This is a genomic window from Pantoea sp. UBA6567 (genome assembly GCF_002434165.1).
Classification (GTDB): Bacteria; Pseudomonadota; Gammaproteobacteria; order Enterobacterales; family Enterobacteriaceae; genus Pantoea; species Pantoea eucrina.
This window is the reverse complement of sequence record NZ_DJJN01000003.1, coordinates 316,345-338,685: the sequence shown is the minus strand read 5'-3', so window position 1 is coordinate 338,685 and position 22,341 is coordinate 316,345. Positions and strand designations below refer to the sequence as shown.

Here is a 22,341-nt window from a genome sequence, read left to right as displayed (position 1 = left end):
GGCTATTACCAGTTAATATCTACAGAGGGCCTTTATGGCGACTTATCTTAGCAACGATTTTCGTTCCGGTCTTAAAATCATGTTCGAAGGCGAACCGTATGCCATCGAATCCAGTGAATTCGTAAAACCGGGTAAAGGCCAGGCTTTCGCACGCGTTAAAATGCGTCGTCTGCTGACCGGTTCTCGCGTTGAGAAGACCTTCAAATCTACCGACTCTGCCGAAGGCGCAGACGTTCGTGATATGACGCTGCAGTACTCTTACAACGACGGTGACTTCTTCTACTTCATGCACCCTGAGTCGTTTGAACAGTACCAGGTTGAAGCCAAAGTACTGGATGACGTGACCAAGTGGCTGCAGGACAACGCAGAGTGTATCGTAACCCTGTGGAACGATAAACCGATTGCCGTTCAGCCGCCAAACTTCATCGAAGCAGAAATCACCGAAACCGATCCGGGCCTGAAAGGCGATACCGCCGGAACCGGCGGCAAGCCAGCGACCCTGTCTACCGGCGCAGTGATCAAAGTGCCACTCTTCGTTCAGATTGGCGAAGTGGTGAAAGTTGACACCCGCTCGGGTGAATACGTTTCCCGCGTAAAATAAGCACGACATCAGTACTCAATCAGGCGCATCGGTGATGCGCCTTTTTTTATGGCCGCGAAACGCGATGGCGGCGTGAATTTTTCCGGGGCGCAGCTACCAGGGTTGCAGAAGCAGACTATGCTTTAAAAGCTGTACTTTTACTGCAACCAACAAGGATATGGCTATGTTTAAGAAAAGTATTGTCGCAATTTTCTCTGTGCTGGTGCTCTCTTCGGTACTGAGCGGCTGTAACACCACGCGCGGCGTCGGTGAGGATGTCGAAGCGGGTGGTCAGGCAATTCAGCGCAGCACCCAGTAAAATCTGCCGGTGCGAAAGCTTTCGCACCGCTCTTCTTTTCCTCTGATCTGCCAGCTTCTCTTCCGCTACGCCTCGTTGTTTGCTGCTTCTGTTCCGGGTAGACTTCCACCCCTTATTTGTATGAGGAGTCATCACCATGAGCGAAACGGCAAGCTGGCAGCCGAGCGCACCCATTGCCAATTTGTTGAAACGCGCCGCGATTCTGGCGGAAATCAGGCGTTTCTTTGCCGATCGCGGCGTGCTGGAAGTGGATACCCCGGCGATGAGCCAGGCCACCATTACCGATATCCATCTGGTGCCGTTTCAGACGCGTTTTGTCGGACCCGGCGCCAGCGAAGGCCGCGATCTCTGGCTGATGACCAGCCCGGAATACCATATGAAACGGCTGCTGGCCGCTGGCAGCGGGCCGATCTACCAGATGGGTCGCTGCTTCCGTAATGAAGAGGCGGGGCGTCATCACAATCCTGAATTCACCATGCTGGAGTGGTACCGCCCGCACTACGATATGTATCGCCTGATGAACGAGGTGGACGATCTGCTGCAGCAGGTGCTGGAGTGCGACACTGCAGAATCCCTCTCCTATCAGCAGGCGTTTATCCGTCATCTGGAGATTGATCCGCTCTCTGCGGATAAAACGCAGCTGCGCGAAGCCGCGACAAAGCTCGGCGAGGGGGAGCTGGCGCAGCGTGAAGAGGATCGCGATACGCTGCTGCAGCTGCTGTTTATGCTGGGCGTAGAGCCGAAAATTGGCAACGACAAACCCTGCTTTGTCTATCACTTCCCGGCAAGTCAGGCTGCGCTGGCGGAGATCAGCACGGAAGATCATCGCGTTGCTGAACGCTTCGAGGTCTATTACAAAGGGGTTGAGCTGGCGAACGGTTTTCGCGAGCTGACCGACAGCCGTGAGCAGCGTCAGCGTTTTGAACAGGATAACCGTCGTCGTGCGGCGCGCGGGCTGCCGCAGCATCCGATTGACCACTATCTGCTGGATGCGCTGGCGCATGGTATGCCAGCCTGTTCCGGCGTGGCGCTGGGCGTGGATCGCCTGATTATGCTGGCGCTGAAAGCCAGCGCGCTGAGCGATGTGATCGCGTTTCCGGTCGACAGAAGCTGAGAACGTCAGGTTAAGCGCGGCGCCGGCTGGCGCCGCGGCTTACTGGGCGGTGGTGACGGGGGCGGCAGCTTCCGGAAACTCCTGGATCGTAACCGGCAGCGTCATTTTTTGCTCATTGCGCAGCACCTGCACATCAATCACTGAACCGGGGCGGATCTCCGCCACCTGATCCATCGTCTCCTGCGCGGAAAGCGCAGGCTTGCCATTAACCTGCAGCAGCACATCGTTGGCCTGGATCCCGGCGCTATCGGCCGGACCGCCCGGTGCGACGCTGTTAACAATTATTCCCTGTACGCGATCGAGATTGCTGCCCTGGCCGTGCAGCGGCGGCAGTTCACGTCCGGTAATGCCGATATAGCCGCGGATCACCCGCCCGTCGCGGATCAGCTTATCCATGATTTTGGCCGCCAGCGCGGTAGGAATAGCGAAGCCGATACCTTCCGGTGTTTCTCCGTCGTTGCTTTTATCAAAGGTCAGCGTGTTGATACCCATCAGCTCGCCCAGCGAATTGATCAGCGCGCCGCCTGAATTGCCCTGATTAATTGAGGCATCGGTCTGGAGAAAATTTTGCCGGCCGGAAGAGCTCAGGCCGACGCGCCCGGTCGCGCTGATAATGCCCTGTGTGACCGTCTGCCCAAGGTTATAAGGGTTACCAATCGCCATCACGACGTCACCAATGTGCGCCAGCCGCGCAGGGTTAATGGGGATAACCGGCAGGCCTGAGGCGCTGATTTTGAGCACGGCTAAATCGGTCATGGCGTCGGAGCCCACCAGGGTCGCTTCAAAAAAGCGGCCATCCTGCAGCGCCACGATGATCTGATCGGCGTTATTGATAACGTGTTTGTTGGTAAGGATGTACCCTTTCGCGTTCATGATCACACCCGAGCCGAGCGTGGTGATACCGCGATTATTGTTACCGTGGGCGCTGCGGTTGTAGACATTGACTACGGCGGGCACGGCGCGGCGCACCCCCGGATTAAAACTGAAAGGGGTTTCGTCAGCGCTGCTTTCATGATCAAAAGTGACGTCGCTGCCCATCCGCAGCGCCGGGATCGCAACAAGCAGCAAGCCTGCTACGATCAGGCCCATCACCACTGCACGCAAAAGTTTAAGAAACATGGTGTTATTTCAAGCCAGGTGAGATCGCAGGGCAGAATAACATGAGAAAGGCGGACACACACCTGCTTGTCCGCCTGTCGGGGGGATTATCTCAGCAGCAGGTAGATACTCTCGTCGCCGCGTACCACATTCAGCGCCAGCACCGGCGGTTTGCCTTCCAGCACTTTACGCATCTCAGCAAGGCTCTGCACCCGGGTACGGTTTACGCCCACAATCACATCATCTTTCTGCAGACCGACCTGCTCAGCCGGCGTGCCTTTTTCGATGGCGTCGACTTTAACGCCTTTATCACCTGTTTTGGTGGCTCCGTCGCTCAGCTGCGCGCCCTGCAAAGCAGGAGACATCAGCTGCGCGCTGGCGGTGCTCTGCGCGCTCTGCTCCAGCGTAACGGTCACGCTGACCGGCTTACCGTCGCGCAGCAGACCGATTTTCACCTGCTGGCCTGGCGGCGTGGTGCCTACTTTAACGCGCAGCTCGGCGAAGCTGGCGATCGGCTTATCGTTGATAGAGGTGATGATATCGCCCGATTTTATCCCCGCTTTCTCCGCGGCCGATTTTGGCAACACTTCAGAGACAAATGCGCCGCGCTGCGCGTCAACGTTGAACGCTTTCGCAATATCCGCCGTCATTTCGGTGCCTTTGATACCCAGCTGACCGCGCTTCACTTCGCCGAACTGAATCAGCTGCTGCGCCAGGTTAATCGCCATATCACTGGGGATGGCAAAGCCGATACCAATATTGCCGCCGCTTGATGCCAGAATCGCGGTATTAATACCGATAAGCTCACCGTTCAGGTTGACCAGCGCGCCGCCGGAGTTACCGCGGTTAATCGCCGCATCCGTCTGAATAAAGTTCTCCAGTCCTTCAAGATTAAGACCGCTGCGGCCGAGTGCCGAGATGATCCCGGAGGTGGCTGTCTGACCCAGACCAAACGGGTTACCGATGGCTACCGCAAAGTCGCCGACTTTCAGCGCATCAGAATCGGCGATTTTCACCTGCGTCAGGTTCTTAGCCCCTTCAACCTGAATCAGAGCGATATCTGTCTGCTCGTCGTGGCCAATCAGTTTGGCATCATATTCGTTGCCGTCGCTGAGCTGGACGCTGATTTTGTCCGCGCCGTTTACAACGTGATTATTCGTCAGAATATAGCCTTTTGCCGCATCGATAATGACGCCGGAACCGAGGCCTTCAAATGGCTGAGGCTGCGACTGACCTGGCGCCTGGCCGAAAAAACGCTTCAGCGGTTCCGGGATCTCCTGCGCCTGCTGACCACTGTCGCTGCCCTCTACGTGTACGCTGACCACCGCTGGCAGCACTTTCTCCAGCATCGGTGCCAGGCTTGGCAGCGCCTGCCCCTGAATCTGTGCCGGAAGCGCGGCCATCGCGCCTGACGTTGCGGCCAGGCTCATGCTGATACTCAGCGCCAGTGCGCTTAATAGTTTTGTTTGTTTTTTCATGGGTTATCAGGCTCTCGCTGCGAATAGGGGAGTACAGAAAGTGTGACAATCGTTTACTGCAAGTGTTCGAAACAAAAAGGGCACCGCATGAGGCGGTGCCCTGAAAAGATTAACTGCGGGGCGGGGTAGTGCGATCGCTGCCGCGCAGTAACCCGGAAGCGCCTTCAGAGTAGTCGCGCGGGATCTGCACCGGCGCCTGATCGTTATCCGCTTCCGCTTCCGTCAGCTGATAGGCGAACGGATTTTTTTCACCCGGCAGATTAGGCAGCAGATCGTTGGATCCTTTTGCCATGTGCTGATAAAGCTGGCGGTAATCGCGCGCCATATTGTCCAGCAGCTCTGCGCTCTGGGCAAAATGGTTGGTGAGCTCTTCGCGATAATCTGCCAGCTCCGCTTTTGATTTTTCCAGTTCATACTGCATGCTGCGCTGTTCGCGCAATTTTTTGTTGCCAAAACGCATAGCGACTGCGCCGACAATAATGCCAATCACTAAACCAATCAGCCCGTATTCCCAGGTCATAATAACTCCCGTGTAATTTCCGTTGCTTCGTAGGGCATTGCTTCAACTTCAACTTCAGCTTCACTATAAGTCACTATACCCGTTAATCTGCAGGAAGTGGAACTATCGGACTGTATCGCTTAGTGTAGAGCGGCCTAATTTTCAGCAACCGACACGTGAATCGGACTTTTCAGGGATTCTGAGAGAACCATGCAAACCTCATCTCCGCTTGCGCGCTATGAGCAGGCGCTGTCGCAGGGCGAGTTCCGCCCGGACGACGTACAACGTGAAGCTATAACCCGCTTAGACGCTATCCAGCAAGGGCTGATTGCCCGTCAGCAGCCGCGTGAGAATAGCGGCCGCGGTCTGCTGGGACGCCTCTCCCGATTGGTCGGCAAAGAGAAGCCAGCGCCGGAAGCACCGGTACGCGGTCTCTATATGTGGGGCGGCGTGGGCCGGGGAAAAACCTGGGTCATGGACCTGTTTTTTCAGTCAATTCCTGGCGATCGCAAACTGCGGCTGCACTTTCATCGTTTTATGCTGCGGGTACATGAAGAGCTGACGCAGCTGCAGGGACAAAGCGATCCGCTGCAGATTGTGGCTGACCGTTTTAAAGCAGAGACCGATATCCTCTGCTTTGATGAGTTTTTTGTCTCCGACATTACCGATGCCATGCTGCTGGGTACGCTGATGGAGGCACTGTTCGCACGCGGTATCGCCCTGGTCGCCACCTCCAATATTCCGCCGGACGATCTCTACCGCAACGGTCTGCAGCGCGCGCGCTTCCTGCCCGCTATTGAGCAGATTAAACAGCACTGTGAGGTGATGAACGTGGATGCCGGCATCGACTATCGCCTGCGTACGCTGACGTCAGCACATCTGTGGAACCATCCGCTTAATGACGCCACACAGGCGGAGATGACGCGCATGTTTCGTGCGCTGGCGGGCGGAGCGCCCGATGATGCGCCGGTGCTGGAGATCAATCACCGGGAGATGCCCACCCGTGGAGTACATGAAGGCGTGCTCGCCATTGATTTCCTGACGCTGTGCGGGGCGGGGCGCAGCCAGCACGACTACATTGAGCTATCGCGGCGTTTCCATAGCGTGCTGCTGTTTGATGTGCCGGTGATGATTTATAAAACTGAAGATCAGGCGCGCCGCTTTCTGGCGCTGGTGGATGAATTTTACGAACGCCACGTCAAACTGGTGGTGGCAGCGGAAACCTCGCTGTTTGAAATTTATCAGGGAACCCGGCTGAAGTTCGAGTATCAGCGCTGCCTGTCACGCCTGCAGGAGATGCAGAGCGAGGAGTATCTCCGGCTGCCGCATCTGCCGTGACGCCCGGGCAGAAATCGTGAATTTTGTCGCAAAAAGGTTCGATTTTTAAATCTGACTTCTCTATAATCTTGCGACCCCACGTTACAGCACAGCATTTCTTTTCCCGGAAAGCTGTGTGATCCGGTAACTCTACCTGAGGGGGTGGGCTTGCTGGGCGAAATGGTCGCGTGAGCCTCAATCGTTAACTTAGCGTTTGGGATTTCACCAACGTGTAACTTTTATTTGGGTAAGCTTTTCAATGAAAACTTTTACAGCTAAACCAGAAACCGTACAGCGTGACTGGTATGTTGTTGACGCAACTGGCAAAACCTTGGGTCGCCTGGCGACTGAACTGGCGCGCCGTCTGCGTGGTAAGCACAAAGCGGAATATACTCCGCACGTTGACACCGGTGATTACATCATCGTTCTGAACGCGGACAAAGTTGCTGTAACCGGCAACAAGCGTACCGACAAGATTTACTATCACCACACTGGTCACATCGGTGGTATCAAGCAGGCGACCTTCGAAGAGATGATTGCCCGCCGTCCTGAGCGTGTGATTGAAATCGCGGTTAAAGGCATGCTGCCAAAAGGCCCACTGGGTCGTGCTATGTACCGTAAACTGAAAGTTTACGCAGGCAACGAGCACAACCACGCGGCGCAGCAACCGCAAGTTCTTGACATTTAATCGGGATTATAGGCAATGGCTGAAACTCAAAACTACGGCACTGGTCGCCGCAAAAGCTCTGCCGCTCGCGTCTTTATCAAGCCGGGTAGCGGTAACATCGTAATTAACCAGCGCTCTCTGGAGCAGTACTTCGGTCGCGAGACTGCACGCATGGTCGTGCGTCAGCCGCTGGAGCTGGTTGATATGGTTGGTAAACTGGATCTGTACATCACCGTTAAAGGTGGTGGTATTTCTGGTCAGGCTGGTGCGATCCGTCACGGTATCACCCGCGCTCTGATGGAATACGACGAATCTCTGCGTGCAGAACTGCGCAAAGCGGGCTTTGTTACCCGTGATGCTCGTCAGGTTGAACGTAAGAAAGTCGGCCTGCGTAAAGCACGTCGTCGTCCTCAGTTCTCCAAGCGTTAATTGCTTACTGCTTCGGCAGTGTCAATTGGCTCAAAAAACCCGCTTCGGCGGGTTTTTTATTGGCTGTTATCCCGGTAAAGCAGTGTAAAAACGCGAGCTTTCCCGGCTATTTGCCCGCAAATGCGCAACCCCGCCCCACAAGCTGCTTAAAATCTGGTAAACTCACTGACACTTTGCGCCCGCGAGCCGCGGCCTGAACTGACGCTCCGCTCCGGACATGAGCCGGATATCAGCGCTGCCCGGCAGTGTGCGAGTCTGATGATCGGGTGAGTCGCCGTGTGGTTGGCTATTCGCAGTATATTTTTGTGAACAAACTTGGAGGTTTTCATGGCTGTCGCTGCCAACAAACGTTCGGTAATGACGCTGTTTTCTGGTCCGACTGACATTTTCAGCCATCAGGTACGTATCGTACTGGCTGAAAAGGGCGTCAGCGTGGAGATCGAGCAGGTTGAACCAGATAATCTGCCGCAGGATCTGATTGACCTCAACCCGTATCGCACCGTACCTACGCTGGTTGACCGTGAACTGACGCTGTATGAATCACGCATCATCATGGAGTACCTGGATGAGCGTTTCCCGCATCCTCCGCTGATGCCGGTTTACCCGGTTGCGCGTGGTGAAAGCCGCCTGATGATGCACCGCATCGAGCAGGACTGGTATAGCCTGCTGCGTACCATCGAAACCACCAGCGGCGCTGAGGCAGATGCCGCGCGCAAACAGCTGCGTGAAGAGCTGCTGGCGATTGCGCCGCTGTTTGCGCGCACGCCGTTCTTTATGAGCGAAGAGTTCAGCCTGGTGGATTGCTACCTGGCGCCGCTGCTGTGGCGTCTGCCGCAGATGGGCGTTGATCTGAGCGGTGCCGGCTCGAAAGAGCTGAAAGGTTATATGACACGCGTATTTGAACGCGACTCCTTCCTCGCCTCACTGACGGAAGCTGAGCGGGAAATGCGCCTGCAGGCTCGGGGCTAAGTATGGAAATGTCGCAACTCACCGCGCGTCGCCCCTATCTGCTGCGGGCATTTTACGACTGGCTGCTGGATAATCAGCTGACGCCGCATCTGGTGGTGGATATCAATTTGCCTGGCGTACAGGTCCCGCTGGAGTATGCGCGCGACGGACAGATCGTGCTGAATATTGCGCCGCGTGCGGTAGGCAATCTCGATCTCTCCAATGACGAAGTGCGCTTCAACGCGCGCTTTGGCGGCGTGCCGCGTCAGGTTTCTGTGCCGATGGCTGCTGTAATGGCAATCTACGCGCGTGAAAATGGTGCGGGCACCATGTTCGAACCGGAGCCGGTCTACGATCAGGCGATGGACGATCAGGAAGCGGGTCAGGAAGAGACGGTCATGTCCGTTATCGATGGCGATCGTCCGGATGATGCTCAGGATGAGGATCATTCTCCTGATGACGAGCCACCGCCGCGCGGCGGACGTCCTTCACTGCGCGTTGTTAAGTAATCTTTTCGCGCAGAAAAAACGGGCCTGATGGCCCGTTTTTTTATGCTGTCACTCAGTAGACGTCGCGCAGATAGCGTTTTTCTTTCTTCAGCTGGTCGATATACGCTGCGGCACGTTCACCGGACAGACCGCCAGCCTGACGTACCACTTCATACAGCGCGGCGTCGACATCTTTCGCCATGCGCGATGCATCACCGCAGACGTAAAAGTATGCGCCTTCCTGCAGCCAGGCGTAGAGCTCAGCGCCTTTCTCCAGCATCCGGTTCTGAACATAAATTTTCTCTTCCTGATCGCGCGAGAAGGCGAGATCGAGGTGCGTCAGCAGACCGCTCTGCTGCCAGCCGTGCAGCTCATCACTGTAGATATAGTCATGTTCCTGATGCTGATCGCCGAAAAAGAGCCAGTTTTTGCCTTTTGCTTCCGTTGCCTGACGCTCCTGCAGAAACGCGCGAAACGGCGCAATACCGGTACCCGGTCCGACCATGATCAGCGGTGCATTGCCATCAGCCGGCACGCGGAACGCTTTATTAGGCGAAATAAAAATAGCCGGCTTCTCGCCACGGCGTACGCGCTCTGCCAGATAAGTGGAACAGACGCCTTTACGCTCGCGTCCGCCGCTGTGATAGCGCACAGAGGCGATGGTCAGGTGCACCTGATTGGGATGCGCTTTGGCGCTGGAGGAGATGGAGTAAGCGCGGTGCTGCAGCGGCCGCAGCATCGCCACAAATTCCGGCACCGACAGGCTGCGCTTCAGCTCCAGCTGCAGCAGATCGAGGCTGTCTTTGCCCCACAGCCAGTTGGCCAGCGTATCTTTATCGTCGTGCTGCAGCACATGCAGCAGCTCCTGGTTGGCGGTGTGCTGGCCAATCCACTCAATGAGCTTGCGTGACGGCTCGGCGATCTCAAACTGATAGGTCAGCAGATCGCCCAGATTGCGATCGAAGCCCGGTACCGGTGTTTCATAGTCCGCTTTCAGCTCAGTCAGCAGCAGCGTGACCAGCGCGGCGTCGTTGACCGGAATAATCCCCAGCGCATCGCCCGCTTCATATTTCAGACCGCTACCGCTGAGATCAAATTCAAAGTGGCGGATATCTTTGGCCGACTGTTCGCCGGAGAGGCGTTTATTGGTGGTCAGCGCAGCCGCATAAGGATTCTGCTTATTGCTGCCGGGGATCACCGGCGCTTCCGGTGCGCTCTCCAGCACGGTGCCGCTGCTGCCGGCGCTGGCGGCAAACTGCGGCATCGCGCTGCCAATCCAGGCATCGGATGGCTCTTCAAAATCGATATCGCAGTCGATGCGATCCACCACGCGGCGCGCACCCAGCTGTTCAAGACGCATATCGATGAATTTACCCGCCTGGCAGAAACCGTCGTAGCCGGTATCGCCAATTGCCAGCACGGCAAAGTGCATCTGCTCCAGGCGCGGTGCGGTGCTGGCTGAAATCGCCTGCCAGAACAGCTGCGCGTTGTCAGGCATCTCACCTTCACCATAGGTTGAGGTCACAATCAGCACATGACGCATGGTGGTGAAGACTTCGAGATCGACCTCACCCAGCGCCTGCACCACCGGGACCAGACCTTTGGCACGAGCCGCTTTAGCCGCGGTCTGGGCCAGCGCTTCGGCATTGCCGGTCTGGGAGCCGTACAGAATGTGCAGCTGCGTAGTTGCGCTGGCGCCAGCGGCAGGCGCCGTCTGCTTATCTTCCAGCACTAACAGGCGCGAGTGGAGACCGGCGAGAAAACCCGCCAGCCAGTATTTCTGCTCACCGTTAAACGGTGCGTCTTCAGGAATGTAAGGAATCTTCATGATACGGGTACTCAATCCTGTTAGTAATGTTCACTCTTAAGGCTCAAATGCCGGGCTGACGCGATCAGGACAGTTTTCCGACCGCAGCGGCAATTTCCGGCAGCGCCGCACGCGCAAACAGCTCTTCAAAGTCCGGCAGGTGGCCCAGCACCTCGCGATGGCGCGCATCCTGATAGATGATCCAGCCATAGGTCGCCAGGCTATCCATAGAGCGGATATTACGCTGCGTTAATGCCGCTTTGTAATCAGCCATGCGTTTTGCCGCGATCAGGCTTGCCAGCTCATCATCGCTGTAGCTCTCAATTGCCGCGCGGGCGTGCCGCTGCAGCTTACTGACCAGCGCAAAATCCTCGGTCATCAGCAGATTGCGTACCGCTTTTTCAACCGCCGGATCTTCCACTGCGGTGCCTTTCGGCAGCTTGCCCAGCGCCAGCTGCTGCGCAAAGCTCAGCACGGTGTAGTTGTTAAGCAGGATAAACATCTCCTGCGTATCAGTCGCACCGTAGGCGGGTACGGCCCCGTCAGCAATGGTTTTGCCGCTGCGCCACGCCGCTTTAAATTTGGCTACCTGGTGCGCAGCCAGCGAGGTTGAAAGCTCTTCCAGCAGATCTTTGCGCGATTTTGCTTTCAGGATCTCACCACCATCCTGGTAGAGCAGCAGCGAACGCGGCATAACATACACAAAGTGCTGACATTCGCTCTCCCAGTTCGCCAGCAGCCAGGCGGCGCGTGGCGAGCGGGTCGCTTCCAGATGCCAGTTCAGCATGGTCAGTACCGCCTGCTTATGCACGCGCGCCATCTCGTTATCATCCGCAATGGAACCAAAGAGTACGGAGTCTCCCGCCGCATGGCCGGCAAGGTTGCCGTACGGGTCATACTGATAAGCGAAGCCGCCGCTCATGCCGTTGCCAAAGCCTTTGCCAAAGGTGCCGAGGTTAAGGATGGCGCCGTTGGTCATATATTCACAGCAGAAATCGCCCACGCCTTCTACCACGGCGGTGGCGCCGGAGTTACGTACCGCGAAGCGATCGCCCGCCTGGCCCTGCACAAACAGCCGGCCGCCGGTGGCACCAAACAGCGCAAAGTTGCCGATCAGCACGTTGCCATCGCTATCCTGTGCGCCGCCGCCTGGTGACATCACCACCAGCTCACCGCCGCACTGACCTTTGCCTACGCCATCGTTACAGGTGCCGTAGTGCTGCATCAGCATGCCGTCGTTACAGAACGCCCCGAATGATTGTCCGGCTGCGCCCTGGGTATGGATTTGCACCGTGCGTGGCGCCAGGTAGTGGCGCCCGCGATCGTCCTTCAGCACCGCCGGCAGCAGGAGGCGCTGCTCAGCCGGTAGCGTATGGTTCAGCAGGCGCTCGATATCGATAGCCAGCTGTCCGCCAACGCTTTTATTGCGGTTATTCAGCGTCACGCCGTTGCCCAGAGTAACCTCACGGCCCGCCTGCTCAACCAGCTGCGCCGTCACTTCCGTTACCCAGCCGTCGTCGAGCGTAAAATCTTTTTCCAGATAGACCGGATGCGCGATTTTCTGTTCCGGTACTACCGTCAGCATGGCGCGCAGATCGAGTTTGCCCACTTCCAGCGGATGATCCATCAGGTGCAGCAGATCGGCCCGGCCGCGCGCCTCACGCAGCGAGCGCAGGCCGAGGCGGGCGAGAAACTCGCGCACTTCCTGCGCCACGTTGATGAAGTACTGCGCCAGCTGACGCGGATCGCCATCAAAGGCTTCGGCATTGGTGGTTAAGCCCGCCGGGCACTTCACGTTGCAGTTTTTCGCCATCACGCACTTCAGCATCATCAGTGCCGTGGTACCAAACTCAAAGCTATCGCCGCCCAGCAGCGCGGATTTAATCACGTCGCTGCCGGTCTGCTGCGCGCCGGAGCAGCGGAGCTGTACTTTGTCACGCAGGCCATTGGCGCACAGCGCCTGATGAACTTCAGCAATACCGATTTCTGCCACGCGGCCGGTATATTTCAGGCTGGTTACCGATGCCGCACCGGTTCCGCCGGTGTTGCCCGCCACGTTAATGACGTCGGCGCCGGCTTTGGCTACGCCCACCGCAATGGTGCCGATACCTTCTGAAGAGACCAGTTTGACAATAACGCGCACGCGCGCGGCTTTGCAGTCGTGGATCAGCTGTGCCAGATCCTCAATGGAGTAGGTGTCATGGTGAGGCGGAGGCGACACCAGCTCCACACCCGGCGTGCCGCCGCGTGCGGCAGCAATCTCTACCGTGACTTTAGGCGCCGGCAGCTGACCGCCTTCGCCAGGTTTTGCACCCTGACCAATTTTGATCTCCAGCTCTTCCAGCATCGGATCGGCCAGGTAGGCCGCCCAGACACCAAAACGTCCTGAAGCCAGCTGTTTAATGCGCGAGGCGCGGATGGTGCCGTGACGCGAATAGTGCTCGCCGCCTTCACCGCAGTTACTCATGCCGCCCACCATATTGGTGCCGTGCGCGACGGCTTCATGCGCAGGCGCAACCAGCGCTCCGTGGCTCATTGCACCGGAAGCGAAGGTGCGGGTGATTTCGTGTGCCGGCTGAATCTCCTCCAGCGGCAGCGAAGGCTGCGCCGTGAAAATTTTTGCCAGGTACTCTGCGGCCTTACCATAGGCGGTAATGCGCAGCACGCTCTCTTCCACGCTGCTGCTCTCAATGTCATCCCGGAAGCGGGTGCTGAGCGCACGCGCCAGCGCCGCCAGACGCTCCTGCTCCGGTTTCAGACCGGCAATCGCGTCGATCAGGCGCAGTTCAAACTGGTTCAGGCTGCCCGCCACCGTCTGACACTGCAGGCCACGGATGGCGAAACCATTGTTCACCAGCGAATAGCGGCCCAGCTTGCGGCCAAACTCCGCTTCACTGTCAACGTGGGTCAGATCGCAGGGCAGGGCAAGAATGTCACGCAGCGCTGCCGGACGGCGTTTGCGCTCAGCATGCATCAGGCTGGAGAACTGACGGTAATCCGGCGTAATGGCAAAGGTATCGATGACCGCATTCGGGATCCGTTCAAAGCTGCTCTCTTTGAATGCGTCCGCTTTAATACCAAACGCGTTTTCCAGCCTGGCGAGCGTCATCAGACGGATAAAGTTATCCTCTTCGCGCGCCTTATCGGCAAAGCGGATCGGCTGTTCAGTCATATCGATAAAGGTTCGCACGGCGATGGTGCCGTAGGAGTGACCGGCACCTTCCGCACGCTCTTTGAACAGGCCAAGCAGCGGCACTTCCGCTTCACCCTGGATTTTCAGCGCGCTTTGATGCCAGTCTACTGCCATCTGGGCGATCGCCGGGAAGCCTGCGCCACCCACCGGGGTTTTGATATTCGGAAAATATTTTTTCAGCACCGGATCTTCAGTATCGAGAAAATTAGGCTCAAAAAACTCACCGCAGCTGTAGCTCTCGACGGTGCAGAGGCCCACTTTACCCATGGTCTTCATCAGCGCTTTCTCAGCGGCTTTGGCATAGCGCCTGAACGCCTTATTACCCTCTTCGCCTTCACCAAATTTCTCTTCTGCGCGCATCTGTACGCCCAGCGGATAGACGGCGGAAGCACCGAAGCCGAGCGTGGCAGCGATATGGTGCGACGAGATGCTCTGACCGCTCTCAACCACCAGAGAGACATCCAGACGCAGCCCTTCCTGCACCAGACGCTGGTTAATGGCGGAGATCACCAGCAGCATCGGCATGGCGGCATGCGTGGTTGATACGTGACGATCGGTGATCACGGCAATGCCGCCCTGCGTACGGGCGAAATCCACCACCTGCTGAGCCAGATTATCTATCGCTTTTTCCAGCGCGCTGGCATTAGCGGCGCGGCTGACGATATCTTTGCCGGTCACCGGCTCATAGAGCATTTCAAAGCGCGCGTAAGGTGCCACGTTCTGCTCGCGCAGGCGCAGCATATCAAGGTGGGTCAGGATCGGACTGGGAACAATAATCTGCTGCCCTTTGCTACGGCCAAGATGGGGTTTTGCGCCCAGCGCCACGCGCAGCGTCATGCCGTCAGCTTCACGGATAGAGTCGAGCGGCGGATTGGTCACCTGCGCAAAGCGCTGCGAAAAGTAGTGCGCCATGCCGCCTTCATGATCGGAAAGGCCGTTGATGGCGTTGCCGTAACCCATTGCGGAGATCTTCTCCGCACCGGTCTGCAGCATCGGATCCATCATGAACTTGAAGCTTTCCTGGTTGTAGTAGTAGGCGACAAAACGCTGGTAGGTTTTGAGATCGCCGCGATAGCGCAGCGGAGAGCCAAGCTTCTCGGCCGGAATTTCCGGCAGCTCATGCAGCTCGACGCGCGCCGCCTGCAGCAGGGCACGATAATCTTTTGCGGCCGCCAGTTTTTCCAGCGCTTCGGTCGTGGTATAGGCGCGCTTCTCTTTGTGATCGTAATAGAGCATACCGCCCGCTTCGATGCGGCCGCGACGCAGTACGCTTTCTGGCGGAAAGGCAATCTGGCCCGCTTCTGACATGGCACCGATATAGTCGGCAGTTTCCACTGAACGCAGCGGACGCAGGCCCAGGCGATCCAGACGGGCACCGATGACCTCGCCGTTGCCGAAAATCAGCGCGGCCGGACCATCATTTTTCTCTTCATACAGCGAAAAGTACTCCAGCATCGCACGCACGTCAGCGGAGAGTGAACTGTCGTTCTCCCACGCCGGGGGCATCATGGAGACCACGGCGGTGATCAGGTCGAGATCGTCTTCCATCAGGCGGCTGTGGATGCTCTGGTCAAGACGCGAGCTGTCAGACTGGCCTTTAGGGCGGACAATTTTTTTACCGCGCGCCAGCATCAGCGCCGCTTCAGCAATGCGGTTTTTACGATCGGTATTCAGCTCGCCGTTATGCGCCATCAGGCGGAACGGCTGTGCCATAGTGGTATGGGGATCGGTATTGGTCGAGAAGCGGGTATGGAAAAAGAGTCCGCGCACCTGGTGATCGCTGTCGGTGAGGTCTTTAAAGTAAGGGATCACTTCATTCGAGTTCAGACGCGCTTTAAACACCTGCGTGCGGGAAGAGAGTGAGAGCGGATAGAGGCCGCCAAACTCACTTTCGGTGAACGCGCGCGCTTCGATATCCAGCAGCACCCGGTAGATCTGACGTTCGAAGTCAGTCTGATTCGTCAGCGCAGGCGGAGCGGCAAACACCCACTGCACAATCGGCAGCTGAAACGCCACGGCGGCAGGGCGGGTTACGCTATTATCCAGCGGCATATCGCGCTTCAGCAGCACCGGGAAATTCCATGCGGCCAGCGTCTCTTCAACCAGACGTTCGGCATTAGCCCGCAGCGCGGCATCTTTCGGGACAAAAAAGTTGCCTACGCCAAACTGGCCAGCTTCCAGCGCCTGGCCGGTTAATTTACGGAAAAAGTTAAGCGAGAGATCGACGTTAACGCCGGCACCATCACCGACACCCTCTGCGGACATCCCGCCGCGATGCGGCACGGTGCAGAGTGCGCTGTGCGCCATCTGCAGAATGTCATGTGTCTGCTCGCCGTCCTTGCGGGTAATAAAACCTACACCACAGCTATCGCTGCCTGCGGCCGGGTCGTACAAACCATAGGAATGAGGTTTTTGCGTGGACATTGAGAGTCTCCTTAAACTGCTTTAGACATTGCCTGTTCTGTTTCAGGCACAGAGCGCTGACGCGTGCTGTTTCACTGGTTTTTTCCGCGCTGTACGCGGGCGTCGCCACACCGAGCAATGACTCTCAGGATCCGGGTATAACGTCCTTGATGAGTTGCTCTTCAATCCGGTCTCTAACGGGAGATAACTTGCATCCAGAGGGAGTCTTCTTGCTGCATAGATATGTCGAGACACAGTCCCGACTGGAAAGCATCCAGCGGAATTTCAACTTATCGGGAAAGCGCACAGAGGTCAAATAGAGAGCGCTGAGCCCTATATCTGCAGAAAAAAGAGGTTAACCTTATGAATTTTATGTTTTTTAACAGTAAATTTATGTCAATAAGCGCCGATTTAAACCCCTGCTAAGTGTGAGCCGTCTCACTATCTGCAGGCGGCGATATTACTTTACCCTGCTGGCAGTGCTGCTTATAGCAGCATAAAATATCGTAGCTGTGCAGACCGGCATGTCATGTATCTGTTTTTCTTATGGCGTCTGTTTTGAATTAAATATAGGTCTGTATAAGCAAAACTAATCAGAAGGTAACTGAGTAAAATTTCGTTAAATGTGAATCAGTATGCAATAAGGAGGGGTGGCAGTATGCTGAGAAATCAGCTGCCACAGGCGAAAGAGAGCAATAAGGTCTGACGCTTAGCTGCGCGCAGACGGCCTTTCAGATTATTCACCTGTGCAAATTAGTCAAGTGCTTTACTCAGCGCGCGCCAGATAACGTTCAAGCCGGGCGCGGATGCACTATGATGGGGCGTCAGGCGGGCGCAATATCCCGGTCAGCCCGGGCAGACGCAGGCTAATTACGTTATGATGGCGCCATTCGTTCAGGGGATCTGCCATGAAACAAATTCGTCTGTTAGCTCAATATTATGTCGACCTGATGGTCAAACTCGGTCTGGTGCGCTTTTCACTGCTGCTGGCGTCGGCGCTGGTGGTGCTGGCGATGATTGTCCAGATGGCGGTCACTATGGTACTGCGCGGGCACGTGGAAAGTATCGACGTGGTGCGCTCGGTCTTCTTTGGTCTGCTGATTACGCCCTGGGCGGTCTATTTCCTGTCAGTCGTGGTCGATCAGCTGGAGGAGTCGCGTCAGCGGCTAACGAAGCTGGTTGATAAGCTGGAAGAGATGCGCACGCGCGATCTCGAGCTTAATCAGCAGATGAAACAGACCATCACGCAGCTGAATCAGGAGATCAGCGATCGCATCAGCGCAGAAGAGGCGCGTAAACAGGTGATGGATAAGCTGCGTGAAGAGATGGCGCGCCGCGAGCAGGCGCAGATTGAGCTGGAGCAGCAATCCTCTTTCCTGCGCTCATTTCTGGATGCATCGCCCGATCTGGTCTTCTACCGTAATATCGACAAACAGTTCTCCGGCTGCAACCGCGCCATGGAGCTGCTGACCGGCCTAAGTGAAAAACAGCTGATCGGACTGACGCCGCGCGATATTTATGATGATGAGGCAGCGACCAAGGTACTGGAAACAGACGAAAAGGTGTTTCGCCATAACGTATCGCTCACCTATGAGCAGTGGCTGCAGTATCCGGACGGGCGCAAAGCCTGTTTTGAAATCCGTAAAGTGCCCTATTACGATCGGGTGGGCAAGCGCAGCGGCCTGATGGGATTCGGACGCGATATCACGGAGCGTAAGCGCTATCAGGATGCGCTGGAGAACGCCAGCCGGGAGAAAACCACCTTTATTTCAACGATCAGCCACGAGCTACGCACGCCGCTGAACGGCATCGTGGGTCTGAGCCGTATTCTGCTGGATACCGAGCTCAGCCAGGAGCAGCTGAAGTACCTGAAAACGATTCACGTCTCAGCCATTACGCTGGGCAATATCTTTAACGATGTGATCGAAGTGGACAAAATCGAGCGGCGCAAAGTTCAGCTGGATAACCAACCGCTCGATTTCACCGGTTTCCTTGCCGATCTCGAAAACTTATCCGGCCTGCTGGCCCAGCCGAAAGATCTGAAGTTTGTTATGCAGCCCGCGCTGCCGCTGCCGCATAAAATTCTGGCTGACGGCACGCGCTTACGGCAGATCCTGTGGAACCTGATTGGAAACGCCGTGAAATTCACCCGCGAGGGAGAGATTGTCGTGCGGGTCGCGTACAGCGCGAATGAAACGCTGCGCTTTGAAGTGCAGGATTCAGGAATGGGTATTCCGCAGGAGGAGCAGGACAAAATCTTTGCCATGTATTATCAGGTTAAAGATCAGCACGGCGGCAAACCCGCGACCGGTACCGGTATCGGGCTGGCGGTATCGCGCCGCCTGGCGCAGGCGATGGGCGGAGATATCACCGTCAGCAGCGCGCCGGGTAAAGGCTCCTGCTTTGTGGTTGAGATTAACGCGCCGCGCGTGGCTGACGAAGTGGAAGATACCGGCCTGGATGACAGCCTGCCGCTGCCGGCGCTGCACGTACTGCTGGTGGAAGATATTGAACTGAATGTGATTGTCGCCCGCTCGGTGCTGGAGAAGCTCGGCTGCAGCGTTGAGGTCGCCATGAATGGCCATGACGCGCTAAGCCTGTTTGATCCGCAGGAGTTTGACCTGGTGCTGCTGGATATTCAGCTGCCGGATATGACCGGACTGGACGTTGCGCGCGCTATCCATCAGCAGCATAAGGGCGTGCAGCTGCCGCCGCTGGTCGCGCTGACGGCCAACGTACTTAAAGATAAAAAAGAGTATCTCGATGCCGGAATGGATGAAGTACTCAGTAAACCGCTGGCGGTACCGGCGCTGACGGCAGTGATCAAAAAATTCTGGGATTATCAGGGCGAGGAAGAAGAGACAGATATGCCTGTCGCGGATACGCAGTCGCGCATGCTGCTGGATGTGGCGATGCTGGAGCAGTATATCGAGCTGGTCGGGCCTGGCCTGATTACACAGAGCCTGACAATGTTTGAACAGATGATGCCTGGTTATCTTGATGTGCTTGATTCCAATATGATGGCGCGCGATCAAAAAGGCATTGCCGAAGAGGGGCACAAAATTAAAGGTGCCGCGGGATCGGTAGGCTTGCTGCATCTGCAGCAGCTGGCAAAACAGATCCAGTCACCGGAACTGCCGGCCTGGTGGGACAATGTGCAGGAGTGGATCGATGAACTGAAGCAGGAGTGGCGACAGGATGTTGCCGTACTGCGTGAATGGGTTGCCGGGCGGGAAAATCAGAAGCGCTAAAAAAAATGACCCCGGTCGAAACCGGGGTGCGCGAATACTGCGCCAACACCAGGGAAAAAGTGACTGCTGCTGTTATGGTTAATTGAAGTAAAAAGCAGCAGTCAGGTATTGGTTAACGTTACAAAATCACCTTAGCAAATTTGCCAGCCTGCGCGACAAGATTCATTAAATTGTGTGATGTTGAACAACGTTCCGCTACAGAAAACATTAATTTGACAACACTGTCAAGCGGGGAATCAATTTCCCCGCTGATTTGTTTGTTATTTAATCAATATCAACCGGTTTTGGCTGATTTTTCGCCATCAGGATTGAGGGAAGCGGCGAAAGCCCGGATAGCTATCCGGGGACGGATTGTTATCAGGAAAATAGTCTTTATGCTATTGTTTTGTAATAAAAATAGCCGTATTGCATCACATTTATCCGAAACGTTTTGGAAAGCAGGCGGTTAAACTTCCAGATCGGTCGTTCTGAAAAACAGGCTGGTCAGAGTGTAAAATTTGATTTACGGACAATTACCGGGGGATTCGGCTTTCTGGCAGCATAATATGTGTCTGAAACCGATCTCATAGCAGACGATAGTCAGGAAACGCTAAGCTATTCTTTGCAAATGTTAAGCCATATGAAAGTTTTATTAACATGACTATTAGTACAGGTTAACGGCGGTCTGAAGTTTGCTTTGCGCGATTTTTATGCATGGAACCGATTCCTTAAAGATGGAAGTCTTTGATGTTTCAGGGTATCAGCAGAAGAGCCGCGGCTGGCCTGAACGCTTTTTCAGCTCCGGAAACCGGCTGGCAGCATGCAGGCAGGTATAACAATGAGCACTGGACGCAATCATGACCAGAGTGATTAATTAATACAGGGAAGGGATACAGGAAGAGGTAATGAAAAAATACAGAGGGAAAGGGTTCAGCCTTTTCAGGTCGCTGATGGTTAAATGTCTGCTGGCATGGGCAGTACTCTGGATCGGAGGAATTGCCGTTTTCGCTTTTTTACCCGTGCCTTTTTCCGCAGTTATGGCGGAACGTCAGGCAGGCGCCTGGCTGCACGGAGATATCAGTTATGTCGCACATTCAGAGTGGGTCAGCATGGATAACATCTCCCCGTGGATGGCGCTGGCCGTGATTGCCGCCGAAGATCAGAAATTCCCTGAGCACTGGGGTTTTGACGTTGGCGCTATTCAGCAGGTGCTCGACAACAGCAGCGGCGAGCGGATGCGTGGCGCGTCAACGCTTTCTCAGCAGACCGCGAAAAATCTCTTTTTGTGGGACGGACGTAGCTGGCTACGTAAAGGGCTGGAGGCGGGGATGACGGTTGGCATTGAAACCGTCTGGAGTAAACGTCGTATTCTGACGGTCTATCTTAATATCGCTGAGTTCGGTCCCGGTATTTTTGGCGCTGAAGCCGCAGCGCAGCACTATTTCCATAAGCCCGCCAGCCGCCTGACTATCGCAGAGGCTGCCCTGCTGGCTGCAGTATTGCCTAATCCGATCCGTTTTCGCGCGGATGCGCCTTCAGGCTATGTTCGCCAGCGTCAGCAGTGGATCATGCGTCAGATGCGCCAGCTGGGAGGGGAGGGTTTCCTGAATCGCTACCGGCTACACTAAAACCTTTACTCTTCGTCAAAGCCTGATTCAAACAGCTCAATAACGGCGGCCAGCGCCGCAGTTTCCTGCGGTCCGCTGGCTTCAATTTCAATATGACCGCCTTTTGCTGAATCCAGCATCAGCAGCGCAATAACGCTGCTCGCCTCAGCCTCGGTGCCCGCTTCATTGCGCAGCAGAACATCCGCGTCAAAGCTCTGCACCAGCTCAAACAGCTTCATCGCCGGGCGCGCATGCATACCCAGCTTGTTACGGATTTCGACAGTTTGCTTTACGGTCATGATTTACGCTTTTCCAGTGTGCGATGACGCGACTGCACGTTTTTACCGCGCGAACGGAAATAGTCAGCCAGCTGCTCGGCGATATACACGGAACGATGTTTGCCACCGGTACAGCCGATCGCCACAGTAAGGTAGCTGCGGTTGTTGGTTTCCAGCATCGGCAGCCATAGCTCAAGATAGCTGCGCGTCTGGTAGATAAAATTATGTACTTCTGTATGCCGATCCAGGAACGCCGCCACCGGTCGATCGAGGCCCGTCATCGGACGCAGCTTGGGATCCCAGTGCGGGTTAGGCAAAAAGCGCACGTCAAACACGTAGTCGGCATCGATCGGGATACCGTGTTTGAAACCGAACGACTCAAACACCATCGTGAGTTCGCGTTCGCGCTTGCCCAGCAGGCGGGTGCGCAGCATCTCAGCCAGCTCATGCACTGACATCTCTGAGGTATCAATAATCAGATCGGCACGCGAGCGCAGCGGCTCCAGCAGATCGTTCTCTTCATCAATGGCGCTTTCCAGCGACAGGTTTTTGCTGGAGAGCGGATGCAGGCGACGGGTGTCGCTGTAGCGCCGGATCAGCGTATTGCGATCGGCATCCAGAAACAGCAGCTGAGGAGAGAAAGAGTCAGGCAGATTATTTAACGCCAGCTCAAAGACTTCCTGCGACTCCGGCATGTTGCGTACATCAATACTCACCGCCGCCGAAATATTCCGCTCTGTCAGCGTATTCGCCAGCTCAGGCAGCAGGACTACCGGCAGATTGTCGACACAGTAAAAGCCCATATCCTCCAGGGCACGCAGCGCAACTGATTTACCTGAGCCTGATCGACCACTGACGATCATCAGCACCATCACTATTCTCCCCT

The 22,341-nt window shown here is 56.0% G+C and carries 17 protein-coding genes; 10 read left to right on the top strand and 7 right to left on the bottom strand.

All coding sequences use genetic code 11. The annotated features are described in order from the left end of the window. Positions 1–34 precede the first annotated feature (34 nt). The 3 genes from efp (at position 35) to epmA (ending at position 2,013) form a co-directional block, all read left to right on the top strand. Complete coding sequence (gene efp, locus B4M48_RS02800) at positions 35–601, top strand: elongation factor P (protein WP_039382139.1); 567 nt, start codon at positions 35–37, stop codon at positions 599–601. Positions 602–764: 163 nt separating this feature from the next. Next, complete coding sequence (locus tag B4M48_RS02795) at positions 765–899, top strand: entericidin A/B family lipoprotein (RefSeq protein ID WP_039382142.1); 135 nt, start codon at positions 765–767, stop codon at positions 897–899. 136 nt (positions 900–1,035) lie between these two features. Then, entirely contained in the window at positions 1,036–2,013 is a 978-nt protein-coding gene (gene epmA, locus B4M48_RS02790; protein WP_039382145.1) for an elongation factor P--(R)-beta-lysine ligase, read from the top strand. Positions 2,014–2,052: 39 nt separating this feature from the next. On the opposite strand, the gene degS is transcribed toward epmA, so the two are convergent. From degS to zapG, 3 genes are all read right to left on the bottom strand, one after another. Next, complete coding sequence (gene degS / locus B4M48_RS02785) at positions 2,053–3,132, bottom strand: outer membrane-stress sensor serine endopeptidase DegS (protein WP_039382147.1); 1,080 nt, start codon at positions 3,130–3,132, stop codon at positions 2,053–2,055. 86 nt (positions 3,133–3,218) lie between these two features. After that, a complete protein-coding gene (gene degQ, locus B4M48_RS02780) occupies positions 3,219–4,589 on the bottom strand; it encodes a serine endoprotease DegQ (RefSeq protein WP_150034771.1) in 1,371 nt (456 codons plus the stop codon). A gap of 109 nt (positions 4,590–4,698) precedes the next feature. After that, positions 4,699–5,109: a Z-ring associated protein ZapG gene (gene zapG, locus B4M48_RS02775; RefSeq protein WP_094110668.1), complete on the bottom strand. Its 411-nt coding sequence runs from the start codon at positions 5,107–5,109 to the stop codon at positions 4,699–4,701. Positions 5,110–5,298: 189 nt separating this feature from the next. Here zapG and zapE point away from each other — a divergent pair, with 189 nt between their 5' ends. From zapE to sspB, 5 genes are all read left to right on the top strand, one after another. Next, positions 5,299–6,426, top strand: a complete 1,128-nt coding sequence (gene zapE, locus B4M48_RS02770; RefSeq protein WP_039382155.1) for a cell division protein ZapE — start codon at positions 5,299–5,301, stop codon at positions 6,424–6,426. Positions 6,427–6,664: 238 nt separating this feature from the next. Continuing rightward, positions 6,665–7,093: a 50S ribosomal protein L13 gene (gene rplM, locus B4M48_RS02765; RefSeq protein ID WP_039382157.1), complete on the top strand. Its 429-nt coding sequence runs from the start codon at positions 6,665–6,667 to the stop codon at positions 7,091–7,093. Between the two features lie 15 nt (positions 7,094–7,108). Next, on the top strand, positions 7,109–7,501 hold the full coding sequence (rpsI, locus tag B4M48_RS02760) for a 30S ribosomal protein S9 (protein WP_039382160.1): 393 nt from the start codon (positions 7,109–7,111) through the stop codon (positions 7,499–7,501). A gap of 327 nt (positions 7,502–7,828) precedes the next feature. Then, entirely contained in the window at positions 7,829–8,470 is a 642-nt protein-coding gene (gene sspA / locus B4M48_RS02755; RefSeq protein ID WP_039382163.1) for a stringent starvation protein SspA, read from the top strand. Between the two features lie 2 nt (positions 8,471–8,472). Then, positions 8,473–8,958: a ClpXP protease specificity-enhancing factor gene (sspB, locus tag B4M48_RS02750; protein WP_039382169.1), complete on the top strand. Its 486-nt coding sequence runs from the start codon at positions 8,473–8,475 to the stop codon at positions 8,956–8,958. Between the two features lie 52 nt (positions 8,959–9,010). On the opposite strand, the gene B4M48_RS02745 is transcribed toward sspB, so the two are convergent. Beyond that, entirely contained in the window at positions 9,011–10,765 is a 1,755-nt protein-coding gene (locus tag B4M48_RS02745; protein WP_039382173.1) for a sulfite reductase subunit alpha, read from the bottom strand. 64 nt (positions 10,766–10,829) lie between these two features. Continuing rightward, positions 10,830–16,361, bottom strand: a complete 5,532-nt coding sequence (locus B4M48_RS02740; RefSeq protein WP_288655878.1) for a glutamate synthase-related protein — start codon at positions 16,359–16,361, stop codon at positions 10,830–10,832. Positions 16,362–17,248: 887 nt separating this feature from the next. Between B4M48_RS02740 and arcB the strand changes: the two genes are divergently transcribed. Next, positions 17,249–19,591, top strand: a complete 2,343-nt coding sequence (arcB, locus tag B4M48_RS02735) for an aerobic respiration two-component sensor histidine kinase ArcB (protein ID WP_039382181.1) — start codon at positions 17,249–17,251, stop codon at positions 19,589–19,591. 929 nt (positions 19,592–20,520) lie between these two features. Continuing rightward, positions 20,521–21,198, top strand: coding sequence for a monofunctional biosynthetic peptidoglycan transglycosylase (mtgA, locus tag B4M48_RS02730; protein ID WP_370513617.1), 678 nt, complete (start codon positions 20,521–20,523; stop codon positions 21,196–21,198). Positions 21,199–21,203: 5 nt separating this feature from the next. Here mtgA and npr read toward each other — a convergent pair whose 3' ends face one another. Together npr and rapZ are read right to left on the bottom strand one after the other, a co-directional pair. Continuing rightward, positions 21,204–21,476, bottom strand: coding sequence for a PTS phosphocarrier protein NPr (npr, locus tag B4M48_RS02725; RefSeq protein ID WP_039382188.1), 273 nt, complete (start codon positions 21,474–21,476; stop codon positions 21,204–21,206). Then, positions 21,473–22,327: an RNase adapter RapZ gene (gene rapZ, locus B4M48_RS02720; RefSeq protein ID WP_039382191.1), complete on the bottom strand. Its 855-nt coding sequence runs from the start codon at positions 22,325–22,327 to the stop codon at positions 21,473–21,475. The genes npr and rapZ overlap by 4 nt, the downstream gene beginning before the upstream one ends. Between the last annotated feature and the right edge of the window lie 14 nt (positions 22,328–22,341).